The 18,060-nt window shown below is 41.7% G+C and carries 20 protein-coding genes; 19 read left to right on the top strand and 1 reads right to left on the bottom strand.

Annotated features, from left to right (window positions below; translation table 11 throughout):
• Positions 1-65: 65 nt before the first annotated feature.
• Together JZO85_RS06950 and JZO85_RS06945 are read left to right on the top strand one after the other, a co-directional pair.
• Positions 66-299 (top strand): type II toxin-antitoxin system prevent-host-death family antitoxin, encoded by a 234-nt coding sequence (locus JZO85_RS06950; protein WP_207107829.1) that lies wholly within the window; start codon positions 66-68, stop codon positions 297-299.
• A gap of 54 nt (positions 300-353) precedes the next feature.
• A complete protein-coding gene (locus JZO85_RS06945; RefSeq protein WP_347401791.1) occupies positions 354-620 on the top strand; it encodes a type II toxin-antitoxin system RelE/ParE family toxin in 267 nt (88 codons plus the stop codon).
• A gap of 76 nt (positions 621-696) precedes the next feature.
• Here JZO85_RS06945 and JZO85_RS06940 read toward each other — a convergent pair whose 3' ends face one another.
• Positions 697-1,671: an alpha/beta hydrolase gene (locus tag JZO85_RS06940; protein WP_207107780.1), complete on the bottom strand. Its 975-nt coding sequence runs from the start codon at positions 1,669-1,671 to the stop codon at positions 697-699.
• 114 nt (positions 1,672-1,785) lie between these two features.
• Here JZO85_RS06940 and JZO85_RS06935 point away from each other — a divergent pair, with 114 nt between their 5' ends.
• The 17 genes from JZO85_RS06935 to JZO85_RS06855 all read left to right on the top strand — a co-directional run bounded on the left by JZO85_RS06935 (position 1,786) and on the right by JZO85_RS06855 (position 18,040).
• Entirely contained in the window at positions 1,786-2,223 is a 438-nt protein-coding gene (locus JZO85_RS06935) for a MerR family transcriptional regulator (RefSeq protein WP_207107779.1), read from the top strand.
• Positions 2,224-2,521: 298 nt separating this feature from the next.
• A complete protein-coding gene (locus tag JZO85_RS06930; RefSeq protein ID WP_207107828.1) occupies positions 2,522-4,366 on the top strand; it encodes a BglG family transcription antiterminator in 1,845 nt (614 codons plus the stop codon).
• Positions 4,367-4,406: 40 nt separating this feature from the next.
• The gene (locus JZO85_RS06925) at positions 4,407-4,739 is read left to right on the top strand and encodes a PRD domain-containing protein (protein ID WP_207107778.1); all 333 of its coding nucleotides are present in this window, start codon (positions 4,407-4,409) and stop codon (positions 4,737-4,739) included.
• Positions 4,740-4,756: 17 nt separating this feature from the next.
• On the top strand, positions 4,757-5,110 hold the full coding sequence (locus JZO85_RS06920; RefSeq protein WP_207107777.1) for a glycine-rich SFCGS family protein: 354 nt from the start codon (positions 4,757-4,759) through the stop codon (positions 5,108-5,110).
• 12 nt (positions 5,111-5,122) lie between these two features.
• Positions 5,123-5,473, top strand: coding sequence for a DUF4312 family protein (locus JZO85_RS06915; protein WP_207107776.1), 351 nt, complete (start codon positions 5,123-5,125; stop codon positions 5,471-5,473).
• A gap of 102 nt (positions 5,474-5,575) precedes the next feature.
• Positions 5,576-6,355, top strand: coding sequence for a DUF4311 domain-containing protein (locus tag JZO85_RS06910; RefSeq protein WP_207107775.1), 780 nt, complete (start codon positions 5,576-5,578; stop codon positions 6,353-6,355).
• Positions 6,356-6,449: 94 nt separating this feature from the next.
• The gene (locus JZO85_RS06905; protein ID WP_207107774.1) at positions 6,450-7,142 is read left to right on the top strand and encodes a DUF4310 family protein; all 693 of its coding nucleotides are present in this window, start codon (positions 6,450-6,452) and stop codon (positions 7,140-7,142) included.
• Between the two features lie 15 nt (positions 7,143-7,157).
• On the top strand, positions 7,158-8,264 hold the full coding sequence (locus JZO85_RS06900) for an amidohydrolase/deacetylase family metallohydrolase (RefSeq protein WP_207107773.1): 1,107 nt from the start codon (positions 7,158-7,160) through the stop codon (positions 8,262-8,264).
• Positions 8,254-9,342 carry a DgaE family pyridoxal phosphate-dependent ammonia lyase gene (locus JZO85_RS06895; RefSeq protein WP_207107772.1) on the top strand — a complete coding sequence of 363 codons (1,089 nt, stop codon included), beginning with the start codon at positions 8,254-8,256 and terminating at the stop codon, positions 9,340-9,342. The genes JZO85_RS06900 and JZO85_RS06895 overlap by 11 nt, the downstream gene beginning before the upstream one ends.
• Before the next feature lie 36 nt (positions 9,343-9,378).
• Positions 9,379-10,116: a 2-dehydro-3-deoxy-phosphogluconate aldolase gene (dagF, locus tag JZO85_RS06890; protein ID WP_207107771.1), complete on the top strand. Its 738-nt coding sequence runs from the start codon at positions 9,379-9,381 to the stop codon at positions 10,114-10,116.
• Between the two features lie 184 nt (positions 10,117-10,300).
• Positions 10,301-10,735: a hypothetical protein gene (locus JZO85_RS06885; protein WP_207107770.1), complete on the top strand. Its 435-nt coding sequence runs from the start codon at positions 10,301-10,303 to the stop codon at positions 10,733-10,735.
• A 391-nt stretch (positions 10,736-11,126) separates the two neighbouring features.
• Positions 11,127-12,119 (top strand): ABC transporter ATP-binding protein, encoded by a 993-nt coding sequence (locus tag JZO85_RS06880; protein ID WP_207107769.1) that lies wholly within the window; start codon positions 11,127-11,129, stop codon positions 12,117-12,119.
• A 1-nt stretch (position 12,120) separates the two neighbouring features.
• Entirely contained in the window at positions 12,121-13,119 is a 999-nt protein-coding gene (locus tag JZO85_RS06875) for an ABC transporter ATP-binding protein (RefSeq protein WP_430732912.1), read from the top strand.
• A gap of 69 nt (positions 13,120-13,188) precedes the next feature.
• Positions 13,189-14,790: an ABC transporter substrate-binding protein gene (locus JZO85_RS06870; protein WP_207107768.1), complete on the top strand. Its 1,602-nt coding sequence runs from the start codon at positions 13,189-13,191 to the stop codon at positions 14,788-14,790.
• Between the two features lie 24 nt (positions 14,791-14,814).
• On the top strand, positions 14,815-15,837 hold the full coding sequence (locus JZO85_RS06865) for an ABC transporter permease (RefSeq protein ID WP_207107767.1): 1,023 nt from the start codon (positions 14,815-14,817) through the stop codon (positions 15,835-15,837).
• Positions 15,837-16,664 (top strand): ABC transporter permease, encoded by an 828-nt coding sequence (locus tag JZO85_RS06860; RefSeq protein ID WP_207107766.1) that lies wholly within the window; start codon positions 15,837-15,839, stop codon positions 16,662-16,664. The genes JZO85_RS06865 and JZO85_RS06860 overlap by 1 nt, the downstream gene beginning before the upstream one ends.
• 335 nt (positions 16,665-16,999) lie before the next feature.
• Positions 17,000-18,040, top strand: a complete 1,041-nt coding sequence (locus JZO85_RS06855; protein ID WP_207107765.1) for a serine hydrolase — start codon at positions 17,000-17,002, stop codon at positions 18,038-18,040.
• Positions 18,041-18,060 lie beyond the last annotated feature (20 nt).

Here is an 18,060-nt window from a genome sequence, read left to right as displayed (position 1 = left end):
GGGTCTTAAGAAACTTATGATTTAGATGCTGTAAAATAGGGTACATTACAATTGAGGTGACTAATATATTAAACATAAAGCCAGTTTCTGATTTGCGTAACTACAATAAAGTATTAGAGCAAGTAACTACGGATGAGCCTGTTTTTTTGACGAAGAATGGGCATGGAAAGTATGTTGTTGTAACTATTGAAGAGTATGATCGTTTGAAAAAGAGTCTTGAAATCGTTGAGAAGTTAAAAAAAGCAGAAGAGAGTGGCACCATTTCTCTTTCTGAAGCTAAGCAGAGGTTTGGTGTATGAGTTATATCATCCGATTAACAAATGATTTGATGGTAGATATAGAAGGATTGAAAGATTATCCAATTTTCTGATAGTGTTTCGAATGAAGTGATCAAACAAATTTTTGAAACCTTTGATTCATTAAAAGATTTTCCTAAAAAAGGGAAAGATGCTACGAATCTTATGTTTGTTTTTAGTGGATATAGATATTTGCCATTAGAAAAAAATGTGTTGTTCTATCTAATTGACGAGCAAAAGCAAGAAGTAGTCTTATTGCGATTGTTTTCTGTAAATGAAGATTTCATGCAAAAATTTGACTCTTTTATTGCTGAAGGACAATGATATCTTTCTTTATATTAAGTAGAAAAGCCCCCGACAACACGGATAAAAGTGTTGTCGGGGGCTTTTTCGCCGCTAACTATTCTTTCAAGTTTGTTTGAAAGAATTCTGTCATTTGATCAAATGGGATAATGGATGTTTGATCATACAGATCGGTATGTGAAGCGCCAGGGATAATCATTAATTCCTTATTTTCTCCGACTAATTGTTTATAGGCATCTTGGCTAAAATACAAGGAATGCGCCTTTTCCCCATGGATCATCAATACGGCATTGCGAATTTCATTGCTGTATTGTAGGATCGGCATGTTTATAAAGGACAGTGATGAGGTAACATTCCAACCGTTATTAGAGTTTAGTGATCGTGGATGATAGCCTCGATTTGTTTTGTAATACGCGTGATAATCTTTCACAAATTGGGGAGCGTCATCAGGGAGCGGATCGATGACTCCACCAGCAAGAACATAGTCTTCATTTCTATAATCATCAATTCGTTGGGCATTCAAGGTTTCTTTTAGTTTGTAACGAGCATCTTCGTCCATTTCATCAAAGTATCCTTTGGCATTTACGCGCGACATGTCATACATTGTCGAAGTAACAGTGGCCTTGATACGTGTATCGATAGCGGCAGCATTGAGTGCCATTCCGCTCCAGCCACAAATTCCGATAATTCCAATCGCTTCTGGTTCCACATTGTCTTGAACCGATAGGAAATCGACAGCTGCTTGGAAATCTTCTGTATTGATATCAGGTGAAGCGACATAACGAGGGACTCCGCCGCTTTCTCCAGTGAAGGACGGATCGAAAGCGATCGTCAAGAAGCCTCTTTCGGCCATTGTTTGAGCATACAAGCCAGAGGACTGTTCTTTGACTGCACCAAAAGGTCCGCTCACGGCGATCGCAGGTAATTTTCCTTTGTATTCTTTTGGCTCATAGAGATCAGCTGCTAATGTGATGCCATAGCGGTTATGAAAAGTGACCTTGCGATGAGTGACTTTTTCACTTTTTGGAAATACCTTATCCCATTCTTGAGTGATCGTTAATTCTTTTTCCATGATATTGGCTCCTTTTTTGGTTTGAATTTGACAAGTCATGCTTGCCTATACTAATATGTTAATACCTAAACCTGACTTTAGGTCAAGAGATAATGAAAAAGATGGAGGAATTCGATGTATACAATTGGACAAGTTTCTGAAATGTTTGGATTGCCAATATCTACGTTGCGTTATTATGATAAAGAAGGACTGTTTCCGGAGATTCAACGGGTATCTGGAATTCGCAAGTTCTCTGAAAATGAGATAGAAGCATTGAGAGTCATTGAATGCTTAAAGAAATCAGGATTAGAAATCAAAGATATCAAGCAATTCATGGAGTGGAGCAAACAAGGCAGTCAAACCTTCCAAATTCGAAAAGAGCTTTTTGAAAAGCAAAAGGTCGTTGTTGAAGAAGAAATAGCAAAGCTGAATCGGGTACTCAACATGCTGCAATATAAGTGCTGGTACTATGTAGAGGCGATCAAAGCGGATAATGAAGAGAGTGTTAAGGCAAAAGTTCCAGAAGAATTACCGGAACAGATCAAAAAGTATTATGAGTACTCTCATTCCTAATCTATAAAAAAAAACGAAGGCATGATTTCAAGAAAAGTTGAAGTCACGCCTTTTTTCTTACGAAAATTTAAAAAAAAGAAGATACAAAGGGTACGAGAAATGCTATTTTAAAGAAGGTATTAGTGCAATGTTTTTTTGATAGAAATGGAAGATCAACCACAAATTATCTTCTATACATATGATAAGTTGCCAAATTCCTTGTAAAATTTGGATTCTTTGCACTAGAGTAAGTGCAATCATTTCATATTGTTCCAGGGAAGACAAATCACTATAGTTAAGTGTGTAAGGAGAGAGCATGATGCAACAAATTACGAAAAGACAGATTCAAGTCTTGCTGCAATTTCTTGAGAATCCAGAGCCGATCACTACTAAGGAATTAGCAAGTCAGCGAAATGTAAGCGTGCGCACAATCAAATATGATCTAGACGATATTCGTTTGTGGCTTCAAGAAAGGAACCACGACTTAACGAGTAAAAGAAGTCAGGGTGTTTGGCTGGAGCTGAGTGATTCCGAGCGGATCAAGCTGAAAAGCGAATTAATGGAGGTTGACCGGCTGGAATTATTTGCTGATCAAACGTTGCGACTGGATCGCTTGAGTATCCAGCTTATGCTGACAAATCAAGCCATTACCTCTTATGAATTGGCGGAGCGTTTGACAGTCAGTAAAGATACGATCCTCAATGATTTGGATAGTTTAGAAAAGCAGCTGAGTTCGTTAGGGTTAAAGCTAGAACGATTGCCTCGCAAAGGCTTTTTGATCACTGGTTCAGAGCATCAGGTCCGTTTATTAATTGAAGAGGTTTTTCAAAAGGATTTGACTGATTATGATATTTACAAAATCATGGATCTGCTTCTGCAAAGTGAAAAGCAGGATGGATACGAATTGTATTCAGCCAAGGGAACGGCCTTTCAAGAGGTCTTCAATCAGGTGCTTGCGGATATGCGGCAGCTATTAAAGCAGATCGATACGGCGGAGCTAAATTATTCGGAGTTACTGAATATGCTGATTCGAGTGGCAATTGCGACCGTTCGTTTGCAAAATGAGTATACGATCGGCCGCTATCAATTGCTGAATGATCCGAAAGAGCAGCGGGAACTCTCTTACTTATTGATGCAGCAAGTTTTCGCCCATTATCAGTTGCCCTTGTTTGAAGATGAGTACCGCTATGTTTACAGCGATACCTTCGAAAATGATTTGCAGCAGGACGTGATGGCGTTGACGGAAAACTTGATCCAAAAGGTGAGTAAAAAAATCAACTACTCCTTCTTTAATGATCCACAGCTGCTGACCAATCTTTATGCGCATTTGTCCATGCGGCTATCGCGCAAACAGAAGTTTGTCAATGAGTACAATCCCTTCAAGGATGATATCAAAGCTAAGTACCCAGAACTCTTTGATGCCATCGAGATAGTGGTGCGAAGAGAGATTCGAGGGAAAAGCTTGCTGATTAATGATTCCTTTATCGCTTATATCGCATTGCACTTTCTCGTTTCTTATGAGAAGGAAGTGGATTTACGAAGTGTTCGAGCGGTATATGTTTGTTCCACTGGTTTAGGAGTGACCAGTTTGATCAAGCAAAAAATCTCAGAGGAGCTTTCAAATATTGAGATTGCGGCTTTTGCTTCGGTACTGAATGCCCAAGAGGTCATTAAGCAGAAGGAACCAGAGTTGGTCATTAGTATCTTTCCGATCGAAGGAATGGATTGCGAATTCATCAAGGTTCATCCGCTGCCGACGAAGCAAGATTTGGAAAAGATTCAGCAGGCAGTTAAAAAAATCTTGAGCCAATCACCGCAAAAAGGGACGAGGAAGCTGAGATTAGAAACACCAGGAAATAGAACATCGCTAGAGGACTTCAGCAAAGAGCTGATTTTACAAGCGTATACGATTTATGAAAAGCTTTTGAGTCTATTTAAGGAGGAGCTCAATCAAGAATACCGCGAAGCCTTTTTGCTGCATGTATTCTTGATGGTCCATCGAATCACCTTCGATCAGCAATATATGATGGAAGGAAATAAAACGGATGAGACAGAAAAAACAGTCTCAACGTACAACCAGCAAATAGAGCAATTATTTTCTGAACACAATCTAGCGATTAATCAATCAGAAATCAATGCATTATTTGCTTATATCAAAAGTTAAATTGTTCTGCTTTTCGCATATATGTTAAAGGAGGAAATGAATGATCGTGACTGAAGAAGCACTACAGATTATTTCGACGAGTAAGTATCAAGAAGAATTAGAAAGTTTAATCAACTGGCTGAAAGAAGAGCTTTCAGCAGTAAACATTGCACCAACGGAATTACAATGGACGATTTTAATCAATCATTTAAATGAGATGCTGAAGCGTTCGAAAGAGCAAGAACGAATTCCAGAGGTTGATCCAGAAATGTTCAGCGAAGTTTCGCAGGAGGCGCTGCGATTAGCTGATGGTGTCGTTCAAAAAATCAGTAATTTAACACAAGACGAAATGTATGTTTTATCGATCCATTTTGAAACAGCTAAGCAAAATTAATTTAGGGGGAAAAGTAAATGATCACAGTAGTAATTGCAGACCGTATGGGTAAAGGACAAAATGTAGCAAAAGGTGTAGAAGCAGCAGGCGGAAAAGCAGTCGTGGTACCGGGAATGGGCGCAGATATGCGTTTAGGTGATGTAATGCAGCAGGAAAATGCGGATATGGGGATTTCATTTTGCGGAAGCGGCGGAGCAGGTGCGCTGACTGCGGCTACAAAATACGGATACCCAGAACGCCACGGGATGCGTTCGATTGAAGAAGGAATAACGGCAATCAATGATGGAAAAACAGTTCTAGGGTTCGGCTTTATGGATCAGGAAGAATTGGGCAAACGTCTAGTAGAAGCTTTTGAAAAGAAACACAACTAGGGAGATGAGTAAATGAGTATCCAAGATTGCCAACAAGTCATCGTAGTAGTCGAAGGCAAGGGCGATTCCAAGCAGCATGCGTTTGCTAGTGCACTGGGAGATATCCAGAAGAAAATGATGCAGGAATCCGAAGTGATTTTACGCATTGAACCAGTCGAAGTCGAGATCATTGAAGCCACTGAAGAAACGTATAAAGAACGTTTTCTCTTTTTCTTCTTTCCAAGAAAAAGGACGAGCTATCATGTAAAGCTGGAAGTAACAGTTAATGTGACGACGCTTCAAGTGAATGACGTGACGTTTACGAAAAAAGTGACGGACGATCCTGATGGGGTTCAAATTCCCATTATTTCCAAAAAGATATAAGCGTAGAAATATCCGTTTTACTTTCTATTTTAGTAGGTTCGTAAAAGGGTATGCGGTATGAGAAAAATGAATACCGACTAACGAATAAGGAGGATATAGATAGTGGAGTTTACAGTTATCTTAATTAAATCAATCATCATCGGCGGGTTGCTTGGCTTTTCTGCTTCGATGGGTGCGGCGCGAATGTTCCACGCGCCGAGTACACAAGGCTTGGGTGCATTTCGTACTTTAGGCGAAATGAATGCATGTATGGGAGATCCGGCATCGCATTTTTCATTCGGACTGGGCTTTTTCTTCAATGCTTGGGCTTCAACAGTTGGAGCGGGAGCTTTTACACAGGATGTCACCCATCGAATCATTCCGAACTGGGCAGCATCGGTCTTATTAGCTAAAAATAAAAATGTTTCAGAAACCATGCACGATCCTAGAAAAATGGGGTTTGTGGGTGCGGTCGTTGGTGCCATCGTTGTTGCTTTCTTAAATTCAACCGCAGCAGCAATTCCATCAGCGTTACAGGTAACAGCAGTAGCCGTATTGGTTCCAGCAGCAACAACCTTGATCAATATCGTAATGCCAGTCATTTTCTGGTTGGCCGCTTTGGATGCAGGGAAACGGACGGGATTCTGGGGCACATTATTCGGTGGAATCGCGCAATTGATTATGGGAAATGCTGTGCCGGGAGTGGTATTAGGAATCTTGATCGGTAAAGGTGTCGATGAGATCGGCTGGTCTAAAGTAACGAAGATGATGATGGGTGCAATTATTTTGCTATTCGTTTTAAGCGGCTTCTTCCGCGGCTTCGATCTGCAAATGTTGGAAAGCTTCAAGCTGCAAGCACCAAACTGGTTGGAAGACATCCATAAAATGTTAGGCTTGAACTAAATAATAGGAATCGTCTGTTGAGCATAGTGAAAGATAGTAGTACGAAACAAGAGTTATAGCTAAATGTAAATAATTCAAAACAGGGGGTATCTTGATGGATAACACAGAGGAATTGGAAAAGGAACAATTAGCGCTTTCTGAAGAAAAGAAGGCGAAGAGTTTCTGGTATGCGGACTGGGCATTTCCTATCACAGTAGGGATTATGGCCGCGGCAGTATTTGCTGGAACGCATATGTACGTGACCCATGGTGTTGGCGCGTTTAATGAAGTATCAATTGTGGCAATGTTGAAGGCCGGATTAGATGGTGGTTCTTACGGGGCTGCCGCAGCCTTTGGAGCAAGTTTCTTGTTTGCTCGTATTTTAGAGGGCTCATTGGTGGGGATTCTTGATTTAGGCGGATCGATTTTAACAGGGATTGGTATCGGTATTCCCGCGATTTTCTTGAGTATGGGAATTCGCGCACCAATCGATAATTTTGCTCTGTCGCTGATCACTGGTGCTGTCTTAGGTTTGTTAGTCGGCGGTGTCATTATTTTGATTCGTAAATTTACGATCAATCAAGCAAATTCAACCTTTGGCGCTGATGTGATGATGGGAGCCGGAAATTCTTCTGGCCGATTCTTAGGCCCGTTGATTATTTTAAGTGCTTGCGGCGCTTCTATTCCGATCGGTATCGGCGCGACCTTGGGAGCATTGGGCTTCTATGCGTGGAAAAAACCAATTGCTGGTGGAGCGATCCTAGGTGCAATGGTACTTGGAACAATCTTCCCAGTAGCACTTCAATAGAAAGAAGGCCAAAGAATGTTTGATTTATTAATCAAAAATGGAAAGTTAATCAGTGGGGAAAAAATAGAGGTCGCTGTTAAGGATGGGGTGATTCTGGCAGCAGAGACTGAGATCGAGTCATCGGCTAAAGAAATTCTCGATCTTGAAGGCAAACATTATCTGTCTGCCGGTTGGATAGACGACCATGTCCATTGCTATGAAAAAATGACGCTTTATTATGATTATCCAGATGAAATCGGAGTTACAAAAGGTGTTACGACGGTGATCGATGCCGGAACAACCGGGGCCGAAAATATTGGTGATTTTTACGAGTTGACGAAAGCGGTAAAAACCAATGTCTATGCACTAGTAAATATCTCTAAATGGGGAATTGTCGAACAGGATGAGTTGGCTGATCTGACGAAGATTCAGGCTGACCTTGTACGGAATCGTCTAACGGAGCTTCCGCAATTCATCGTCGGGATCAAGGCACGGATGAGTAAAACAGTCGTTGGTGAAAATGGCATCACACCACTAGAACTGGCTAAAGATATTCAACAGAAAAATCAAAACCTTCCATTAATGATCCATATTGGCTCGGCACCGCCAGAGCTGCAGGAAGTTCTGGAATTATTAGATGAAGGCGATGTATTGACTCATTGCTTTAATGGCAAGCCTAACGGGATTCTGGATAGAGAAACGGATCAGATCAAGGACTTTGCGAAGGCAGCTTATGAAAAAGGCATCGTTTTTGATATCGGACATGGGACGGACAGTTTCAACTTTCATGTAGCTGAAAGGGCGTTAAAAGAAGGAATCAAAGCAACATCGATCAGTACAGACATTTATCATCGTAATCGTGAGAATGGCCCTGTGTATGACTTGGCAACCACGATGGAAAAGTTGAGAGTCGTGGGGTATTCGTGGGAAGAAATTTTAGACAAGGTAACAGTGGTACCCGCAAAATATTTCTATTTAGAGAAAAAGGGTCAATTAGTGAAGGGCTATGATGCAGATCTGACGATTTTTGATTTGGAGGTCGGCGAGAAAACGTTGACTGATTCAAATGGGTTCACGCGAACAGCCAAAGAATTGATCAAGCCAGTGAAAACAATTATTGGGGGCACCATCTATGACAATTAGTTATGATAAATTTGGTTTAAAGGAAGTTATCAATGCTTCAGGAAAGATGACGATTTTAGGTGTATCAAAAGTAGCAGAGAACGTTCTGACGGCGCAACGCTTCGGAGGCGAGCATTTTTTTGAGATGAGCGAGCTTTCTAGCCAAACCGGCGCCTACTTAGCCAAGCTTTTGGAAGTAGAAGACGCTCAGATCGTTTCCTCGGCATCCGCAGGGATCGCTCAATCTGTCGCTGCGATTATTGGAGAAGGCAGTGTCTATCATGCATATCATCCTTACACAGATCGCATCAAAAAACGAGAAATCCTTTTACCTAAAGGGCATAACGTTGATTACGGCACTCCGGTTGAAGTGATGGTGAATCTTGGCGGCGGACAAGTGGTGGAAGCTGGGTATGCGAATGGCTGTTCCGCTGAGCAAATGGAAATGATGATTACGGAAAATACCGCAGCCATTCTCTATATCAAGAGTCATCATACTGTACAAAAGAGCATGCTGACGGTAGCAGAGGCTGCGGCGGTTGCTGAAAAGTATCAAGTACCTCTGATCGTAGATGCGGCAGCAGAAGAAGACCTTTATCGTTATAGTAAAGCCGGAGCAGATTTAGTGATTTACTCAGGAGCTAAGGCGATCGAAGGACCGAGCAGCGGTCTAGTCATCGGTAGAAAAAAGTATATCGAATGGGTTCGTCTGCAAGGTAAGGGAATCGGTCGTGCGATGAAGATCGGTAAAGAGAATATTTTAGGTCTGACACAAGCGGTGGAGGATCGCTTAGAGCACGGAAGTGAAACGGGTGATTCAATGAAAGAACGATTGACACCATTTATCGAAGCGCTCAATCAAATTGACGGACTGAAAGCAACAATGGTTCAAGATGGTGCTGGACGGGACATTTATCGCGCAAGCGTGAAGGTTTTAGACCAATCCGCAAAAGCAGTAATCGCTGCTTTGAAGGCGGAGGACCCGGCGATTTATACCAGGGAATACCAAGCCAATAATGGAATCATCGAGTTCGATATTCGTGCGGTAAATGAAAGAGAAATGGAAAAAATCATCACACGACTAAAAGAAATCATGTAAACAAAATAAAACTAATAAACGAGGTGCGTATATAGAATGTCATTAACCCCAAAGTATTATAACGATCGAGTGTGTCTGAATGTTTTAGCGAACTCAGTCGAAAACGCTCGCGACTGCTATACAGCAGCAGAAGGACATGTTGTTTTAGGTGTGCTATCGAAAAATTATGATAGCGATGCTGCTGCTATTGAAGATATGGAAAAATATCAAGCGGCCACTGAGAACGCGTTATCCGTTGGACTGGGTGCTGGTGATCCTAACCAAAGTCAGATGGTCACACGAATTTCCGGCAAGCTGCAGCCGCAGCATGTAAATCAAGTTTTCACAGGAGTCGGAGCATCACGAGCATTACTGGGACAAAAAGATACAGTGATCAATGGCTTGGTCTCCCCCTGCGGCAAAGTCGGTTATGTCAATATTGCGACCGGTCCGTTGAGTTCCCAAACAACAGAAGCCATTGTGCCAATTGAAACAGCAATAGCTCTATTAAAAGATATGGGCGGCAGTTCTGTTAAGTACTTTCCAATGAAAGGCTTGGCATGTAAAGAAGAATACCAAGCAGTAGCGAAGGCCTGCGCTGAAAATGATTTCTATTTGGAACCGACTGGCGGTATTGATTTAGCGAACTTCCAAGAAATCGTAAAGATCGCACTAGATGCTGGTGTCGAAAAAGTAATCCCGCATGTTTACAGTTCGATTATCGATCCAGCAACAGGGGATACCCGACCAGAGGATGTCGCAGCACTATTAGCGATGGTAAAAGAAATCGTATAAGTATATGAAAGAGCATGGGATTGCCTCCATGCTCTTCTTTGTGGGGAATAAATCAGTTTGCCGTCGATTGACAGCGCTTTAAAAATGATGTAAGTTAAGAGACAACATGACGAGATAGATGGTCAAATTTTTTTAGTTTATCTCGTGAATCATTGCACAAAATAATAGAGTAGGAGGAAACGAAATGATTGAAACTTTTGTATTTTCAAGTGAGAGTATATTTTTACGGGAGGAAGATCAAGCAAATGTCCAGCAGCTGTTGGATTATTTGAAAAGTCGTAAGCAGCAGATCGGCATAGTCTTCTATGATCAAGCGATGATGAATCACGTTCTGCTAGAGCATCACTTAGCGGATTATTTAGATTTTTCAATCAATGGTGAAGACGCTGAAGTCATTTCACCTGGGTTAGTCGACTTTTTGAAGGTAGAACTGAGTCATCGAAAAGTGACTTTCATCTCGAATTCTCTAGAACAATTGGCTGAAGCTGAAGCGTTAGGCTTCAAACCAATTTATATTGCGGAAGACTGTGATAAAGAAACCGTGCCCTGCCAATCTTTTAGAGATTTCAATCAGCTGCACTTGGGAGTCATCGAAAGCCGGTTTGAAAAATTGATGTAGTATGCAATCGAATAGTGAAAAGAGCCTTAGGCAGTTTTCTTTTTAAAACTGTTTAAGGTTTTTATTTTGGTTATTTTATGACTTCTAGAATGATCATAAAATCAATGGTCTTAAAATGAGCAATTGTTTAATTAGATTGACTCATGATAAATTCATAATGCGTATAATATTTTTGGGTTATAGAAGATTAGAGTTGCTAACGCTGGATTTTTAAAAACAGTCCTTAAAACTTTATATTGACAATCTTTTGGCAACTGGTATAATCAAAAAAATAAAATATTTTCTGAATATTCCAAATAAAATAACGATTAGCGACAATGAGATTCATTAGATTAGATAGTTATTTTTTAATCTTATTCTAAAAATACAGAGACGGGGAGTTAATTATTTTATGGAGAAAGAACTGCTACGGGTCGAAGAGCTCACAGTCAAATTTCGAACCTATAACGGAGAAGTAACTGCCGTAAATAATTTAGATCTTCTATTAAATGAAAACGAGACATTAGGGATTGTTGGCGAAAGCGGCAGTGGAAAAAGCGTGACTTCATTAAGTATTATGGGGCTATTAGAGGAAGCAACAAGTCGGGTCAGCGGAAAAGCCTTGTTTAAAGGCACCGACTTGATAGCTATGAAAGAGAAGGAAAAGCAGCAGTATCGCGGCAATCAGTTGGCGATGATCTTTCAGGAACCGATGACCTCTTTGAATCCGCTTCATAAATGCGGAAGTCAAATTATTGAATCTATGCGGATTCACACGGATATCTCAAAAGCAGATGCAAAGGAAAAGGCGATTGAGCTGTTAAAGCTTGTAGGAATCCCAGCTCCTGAACAGCGCTTCAATGAATATCCTCATCAGATGTCTGGCGGGATGCGGCAACGAGTGATGATCGCAATGGCACTTGCCTGTGATCCTCAGCTTTTGATTGCGGATGAACCGACAACGGCATTGGATGTAACGATTCAAGCGCAAATATTAGAAGTATTAAAGGAATTAAGAGATCGTCTCAAAATGGGGATTATTCTGATTACTCATGATTTAGGGGTGGTATCGGAAGTCTGCGATCGCGTGATTGTGATGTATACCGGAAAAGTCGTGGAGCAGGGATTGATTCGTGAAATCCTAGACAATCCTAAGCATCCTTATACAGAAGGATTGATTGCTGCGATTCCAAATATTCTAGATGAAAAAGGAAAGCTGAACAGTATTGAGGGAATGGTTCCTCAGCTGGATAACATGCCGAAAGGATGCAGCTTCCACCCTCGCTGTCCTTATGCGATGGCTATCTGTAAAGAGAAGCGGCCAGCGTTGACGACGGGAGAAGACGGCCGCAAGGTTCGCTGCTTTAAGTATTCGACGGAAGAAGAGACCGAGGTGACGACGTAAAATGATGACACAAGAACCGATTATTACGATGGAGCACGTCAAACAGTATTTTGAAATTCGTGATGGCAAAGGAAAAAAAGGAACACTGAAGGCAGTGGACGATGTTTCGCTAACCGTAAATAAGGGTGAGACCTTCGGCATTGTAGGCGAGAGCGGCTGTGGGAAAAGTACCTTGGGGAAAACCATGTTGAACCTTGGTGCAGTGACCGACGGCACGATCATCATCGATGGGCAGGATGTCAGCGCCTTCAAGAATCGCAAAGAAAAAATAGCCTTTGGATCAAAGGTTCAGCTCGTTTTCCAGGATCCATCCGCCTGTTTAAATCCTCGAAATAAAATCAGAGATATATTGGCGGAGCCTTTTCAAATCCATCACAAAAAAGATATGACCAAGGTAGAGATTGAGGCAGAAATCGACCGCTTATTGACAATGGTTGGTTTAGCACCAGATTACAAGAAGCGATACCCCCATGAAATGTCAGGCGGGCAGAAGCAGCGGATCGGGATCGCTAGAGCACTGGCTTTAAAACCAGACATCATCATTTGTGATGAGCCTGTTTCCGCGTTGGATGTGTCGATTCAGGCACAAGTCATCAACCTGCTAGTAGAGCTGCAGGAACAAATGAATCTGACTTATTTCTTTATTTCCCATGATTTAGGAGTTGTTTATCATTTATGCGATCGAATCGCTGTAATGTATCTAGGAAATGTAGTAGAGCTGGCAGATCGGGATGCTCTATACAAAGATACACTGCATCCTTATACGAAAGCGTTGATCTCGGCAGCACCGACGATCGATAAAGAAAAGACGGAACGAATCGTATTGACTGGAGATGTTCCAAGTCCTGCGAATCCGCCTAAAGGCTGCAAATTCCATACCCGCTGTCCATTTGCGATGGAAAAATGCAAAACAGTCGTGCCCGAACTGATGGAGGTAAAGGACAACCATTTTGTGGCCTGTCATTTGCACGATAAGAAAGAGGAAACAGAAGCACCATAAAAATCAGAATTAATTTTTCTTTTGAAAAATTAAATTACATTTAGCAAAAATAAGGAGGAGTACAAGGGTATGAAAAAAAGAAAGATGTTGTGGAGCGTCATTTGTTTAGTGATGTTGACACTTGCCGGTTGTGGCGGCGGGGGCGGCAGTACTGACGGATCAAACGATGGTGGCAGCGGTGATGGCGGCAAGACATTGGTAGTCGGGATGGCATCTGATTTGAAGACTTTGGATCCTCACCATGGCTATGAAGTTTATGGAAACATGGTGTATTATGCGCTTTACGATTATTTGTATCGCACGTTTGATTCATCAACACCAGAGCCTTCATTAGCAGAATCACATGAATTGGATGATTCGCAAAAGGTTCATACATTTAAAATCAAAGAAGGCGTGAAATTCTCCAGCGGCAATGAGCTGACTTCTAAAGATGTGAAGTTCAGTGTCATGCGAACAAAAAACCTGAAAAGTAATACGAGTCATCATACTGAAAACGTTGAAAGCATCGAAACACCAGATGATTATACGGTGAAATTCACGTTGAAAGAACCAGACGCAGCGTTCCTTGTTAAATTAGCGAACAACTCTTTCGCGATCGTGGATTCAGAGGTCGTTAAGGAACATGGCGGGACGGATGCGGAGGATGCATCGTCTAAAGATACTGCTGAAAAATGGTTGAATGCTAACTCAGCTGGATCTGGCGCGTATGTTTTGGACAAATGGAAACAAAACGAAGAGCTAAGTCTGGTCAAAAATGACAAATACTGGGGCAAAGTGAAAAACGATAAGGTCATTTGTAAAGAAATTCCAGATGTAAATACTCAGATCCAAATGTTGAAACAAGGCGACATTGATATCGCGTTAGGTATCGGTGTGGACAATGTATCGCAATTGAAGGATCAAGAAGGCGTGAAGATCAAAAACTATGTTGGCTCAACAACGACCTTCCTATTAATGAACCAAGATGAAAAAATTGGCGGACCAATGGCGAATCCGAAAGTGCAAGAAGCGGTTCGTAAAGCGATCAATTACAAGGAACTATTGAAGATTTCAGGTGACGAAGCAGTGTTGCCGCTAGATATCGTGCCAAAAGGCTTTGTCGGTGCTTTAGAAAAAGAAAAAGATTACCAAGATTTGGATGAAGCGAAGAAGCTGATGGAAGAAGCTGGCTACAAAGACGGCTTTGACGTGAAATTCACTGTAGCAAACTTTGATACAGAAGGAATGTCATGGACCACCTTAGGCCAAAAAATCAAAGACGATTTGGAAAAAATCGGGATCAATGCGAAGATCGAAACATCTGAGATTGGTGTCGTAATCGATTCTTACCGTGAAGGCAAAGAAGCCTTCTTAATGATGCACTGGCATCCAGATTACATGGATATCAATAACCAGCTAGTCTTCTTACCAGGCGACACCGTTGGGGAACGTGCGAAATGGGCAGACACTTCAAACGAGAAGATGGCTGAACTGAAGAAAACGATTCAAACAGAATCAGATGAAGAAAAACGTTCAGCGGCTTCAGAAGAATTGCAAAAGCTATTGGCAAACGACATGCCATATGCGTTCTTAGTTCAACATCCGAAAGTATTGGCTTACCGCGATAACTTGAAGGGTGTCAGCTACTTTGAAGTACAAAAAATCAATTTCCAAGATGTCAGTATCAACTAACCAAAGGGCAAGGGGCAAAAGTGTATGAGGAATATGGCTAGGTTTTTATTACGGCGCTTATTATTTGTTTGCTTTTTGATCATTGGGGTGACGTTTTTAGTATTCATGATCTCGCATCTCGTTCCCAGTGATCCAATTGCATCGAATATGAGTCCAAATGCGATGAGCGATCCTGCAGCGGTAGCGGCTTATAAGGCCCGCTGGGGATTAGACAAACCGCTAATGGAGCAATACTTTATCTATCTGAGCAACTTGTTGCGGGGAGATCTAGGGACTTCGATTCGCACCGGTAATCCTGTTATCAGTGATTTAAAACAGTTTTTCCCTGCGACTTTGGAACTATCCATCATGGCTATGCTGATCGCCGTTTTATTCGGGATCACGTTTGGGATCATCTCTGCGGTTTATCGCAACAAGCCGTTTGATTATCTAGTTCGTACTATCTCAATCAGCGGGGTCTCGATCCCAAATTTCTGGTTCGCACTAGTCATGCTGCTGCTTTTCTATTCTAAATGGCGGTTGTTTCCAGGCGGCGGGCGAGTCAGTTCGCGTATCTCCGCACCGACAGGAGGAACAGGACTTTATGTTTGGGACGCCTTAACCAGCGGGAACTGGGCATTGCTAAATGACGCGCTCTCCCATCTGATCCTGCCGGCGATTGTTTTAGGGTTCTTTACTATGGGATTGATCTCACGGCAGACGCGTTCGAATCTGTTGGAGGTTTCTTCATTGGATTATATCCGCACCGCAAAAGCTAAAGGGCTGTCCCAACGTCAAATCGTTTTGCGACACGCGTTAGGAAATGCCTTGATTCCTGTAATCACCGTCATGGGTATGGGCTTTAGCAACTTGTTAGGCGGTATGGTCTTCGTTGAAAAAATCTTTTCATGGCCGGGGATTGGACAGTATGCGTATCTTTCGGCAACAACGTTGGACTTTCCGGCGATCTGCGGCGTTTCATTATTGATCGCGATGGTCAATGTGATACTGAATCTCTTGATTGATATCCTTTATGGAGTCATCGACCCGAGAGTGAGGTACAGCTAATGAAACGACTATTGAAGCAAAAGAATTTCTTGTTCAAACTAGGATTGATTATCTGTGCGCTATGGGTGATCGTGGCGGTATTTGCACCGCTGATTGTTCCGAAAAATCCATTAGCGCAGGATATGATGGGGCGCTTTTTAGCCCCTGGCTCATCCGGTCATTTACTTGGAACGGATGAATTAGGTCGAGATGTTTTCTCTCGGGTATTAATGGGAAGTCGTGTATCAATTACCGCTGGATTAGTAACAGTCTGTATCACGATCGTTATTGGGACAATCTATGGTGGTATCGCCGGATATGTCGGCGGTATCGTCGATGATGTAATGATGCGTTTCGCAGAATTGATTGCAGCATTTCCACCGCTGATCTTGGCGATGGTAATCGCTGCTGCACTAGGACCAAGTATTTTTAACTCGGTTTTGGCGATGACAATCATTTGGTGGCCCAATTATGCACGATTGATGCGAAGTCTCGTGATTACTTTGAAGGAAAATGAATACATCGTTGCTTCCAAAGTTTTAGGTGCGAGTCATTTGCGAATCTTAGTTAAAGAGATCGTTCCGAATGCCTTAGGCTCATTATTAGTTATGGCAACACTGGATATTGGGAATGCGATTGTTACCTTTTCAGGGCTGAGCTTCTTAGGATTGGGTACGCAACCGCCAACTCCTGAGTGGGGATCAATGGTATCCGATGGGGTCAATAATATGAACTATTGGTGGATTTCCACCTTTCCAGGTATCGCGATCTTCTCTATGTCGATCGGCGCGAACTTTGTTGGTGACGGCCTGCGTGACTATCTCGATCCAAAAATCAAAAATAAATAAATTGATAGAAGTCTGTCTCATGAACCACATGAGGCAGGCTTTTTTCGCCCGTTCATTTTTTATGTTAGGACGATTAAGTGAAAGATTAGGCGTAAAACCATTATTATTGCTTTATTAATGGTTGCGAGCGCTGGTTTTCACAGATTAATAAGAAGGCGGATTAGTCAGAATGATATGTATAAGAAAAATCCTTACTATACACAGTGGAGAACAGTAATAATTAATGTTTATAAATTATATATTCTTTTCCGAAAGAAATTATTTTAATAATGAAATGTGATAAACTTATTGTTGAATATAAAACTCAAGTATACGAAAGAGAGAAGGTGAAGAGTTTGGGTAAACATACTGATCCAAATGAAAAATCGAAAGGCAAATATATCGTGATCGGCATGGCGGCACTTCTATTGGCGGGTGGTGCTTATTTTGGTGTGACACGCGTATTGAATTATTCAGCAGAAAAACCAAAAGAGGCAGTCACCGCTAAGGACAGCCCATCTTCGTCAAAGGAAAAACCTGCTGCCAGCAGCAAGAAGAAACCGGCTAAGAAAAAAACAGAGAAGAGCTCTGAGAAGAAGAAGACAAAATCATCTAAGAAAAAGACAAAAGAGTCTAGTACAAGTAAGAAACAGGAAAGCTCTGAAAAAAAGGCGGCTAAGAAAAAGACTTCAACAAAAGCGAAAAAGAAACCGGCTAGTTTAGACGCGGGAGCTTTAACCCAGAGTGCTGGAAAAGTGTATTATGGTGTTCATTATTTTAAGGACAAACAAGATTTTTCTAGTGACAATTCTGAACCAACGATCGCTGCCAACGTCATTGAGTTGTTTATCATGGATTATGCCCTTGCTCAAAAAGACGGTGGTGATCAGATGATCCAAGAGAAGAAGCTGACGGAATGGCTGGTTCCGATGATCCAACAAAATGATATTAATGCAACCAACGTATTGATTGATCATTATGGAATGGACAAACTGAATGACTATTTCAAGACACAGGGATATCCAGATACGCGGATCGAACGTCGAATGGTGGATATCAATGTTCGCATAACTGACAATGATAATTACACGTCATTGAATGATTGCATGAAGCTGTTGAAAAAGATCTACGATGATCGTGAAAAGGGACCGCAGAAAACGATGATGGAAATATTGAAGGGGCAGGTTATCCGTACAAAGATTCCACAGAAGTTACCAGAAAATACCGCAGTCGCCAATATTACTGGAGAACAACAGAATGTCGAAAATGACATCGGACTCGTTTTAACAGAGGACAACCCATTCGCGATTGTTGTGTTGACAAAAGAAGTTTCAGATATCGTGAAAACTAGAACAGCGATCGCTGATTTTAGTTTAGCCGCAACAAAATTGAAATAGACTTAGAGGAGCTTACTGAA

The sequence above is a fragment of the Candidatus Enterococcus murrayae genome (assembly GCF_017315985.1).
Taxonomy (GTDB): domain Bacteria; phylum Bacillota; class Bacilli; order Lactobacillales; family Enterococcaceae; genus Enterococcus_A; species Enterococcus_A murrayae.
The sequence above is the reverse complement of the archived record's forward strand: the minus strand, read 5'-3'. Positions and strand labels throughout refer to the sequence as shown.

Bases quoted from the DNA above. Each gene is read 5' to 3' on its own strand.
- JZO85_RS06940 (WP_207107780.1), bottom strand. From the start codon at position 1,671: ATGGAAAAAGAATTAACGATCACTCAAGAATGGGATAAGGTATTTCCA.
- JZO85_RS06935 (WP_207107779.1), top strand. From the start codon at position 1,786: ATGTATACAATTGGACAAGTTTCTGAAATGTTTGGATTGCCAATATCT.
- JZO85_RS06930 (WP_207107828.1), top strand. From the start codon at position 2,522: ATGCAACAAATTACGAAAAGACAGATTCAAGTCTTGCTGCAATTTCTT.
- JZO85_RS06925 (WP_207107778.1), top strand. From the start codon at position 4,407: ATGATCGTGACTGAAGAAGCACTACAGATTATTTCGACGAGTAAGTAT.
- JZO85_RS06920 (WP_207107777.1), top strand. From the start codon at position 4,757: ATGATCACAGTAGTAATTGCAGACCGTATGGGTAAAGGACAAAATGTA.
- JZO85_RS06915 (WP_207107776.1), top strand. From the start codon at position 5,123: ATGAGTATCCAAGATTGCCAACAAGTCATCGTAGTAGTCGAAGGCAAG.
- JZO85_RS06905 (WP_207107774.1), top strand. From the start codon at position 6,450: ATGGATAACACAGAGGAATTGGAAAAGGAACAATTAGCGCTTTCTGAA.
- JZO85_RS06900 (WP_207107773.1), top strand. From the start codon at position 7,158: ATGTTTGATTTATTAATCAAAAATGGAAAGTTAATCAGTGGGGAAAAA.
- JZO85_RS06895 (WP_207107772.1), top strand. From the start codon at position 8,254: ATGACAATTAGTTATGATAAATTTGGTTTAAAGGAAGTTATCAATGCT.
- dagF (WP_207107771.1), top strand. From the start codon at position 9,379: ATGTCATTAACCCCAAAGTATTATAACGATCGAGTGTGTCTGAATGTT.
- JZO85_RS06885 (WP_207107770.1), top strand. From the start codon at position 10,301: ATGATTGAAACTTTTGTATTTTCAAGTGAGAGTATATTTTTACGGGAG.
- JZO85_RS06880 (WP_207107769.1), top strand. From the start codon at position 11,127: ATGGAGAAAGAACTGCTACGGGTCGAAGAGCTCACAGTCAAATTTCGA.
- JZO85_RS06875 (WP_430732912.1), top strand. From the start codon at position 12,121: ATGATGACACAAGAACCGATTATTACGATGGAGCACGTCAAACAGTAT.
- JZO85_RS06870 (WP_207107768.1), top strand. From the start codon at position 13,189: ATGAAAAAAAGAAAGATGTTGTGGAGCGTCATTTGTTTAGTGATGTTG.
- JZO85_RS06865 (WP_207107767.1), top strand. From the start codon at position 14,815: ATGAGGAATATGGCTAGGTTTTTATTACGGCGCTTATTATTTGTTTGC.
- JZO85_RS06860 (WP_207107766.1), top strand. From the start codon at position 15,837: ATGAAACGACTATTGAAGCAAAAGAATTTCTTGTTCAAACTAGGATTG.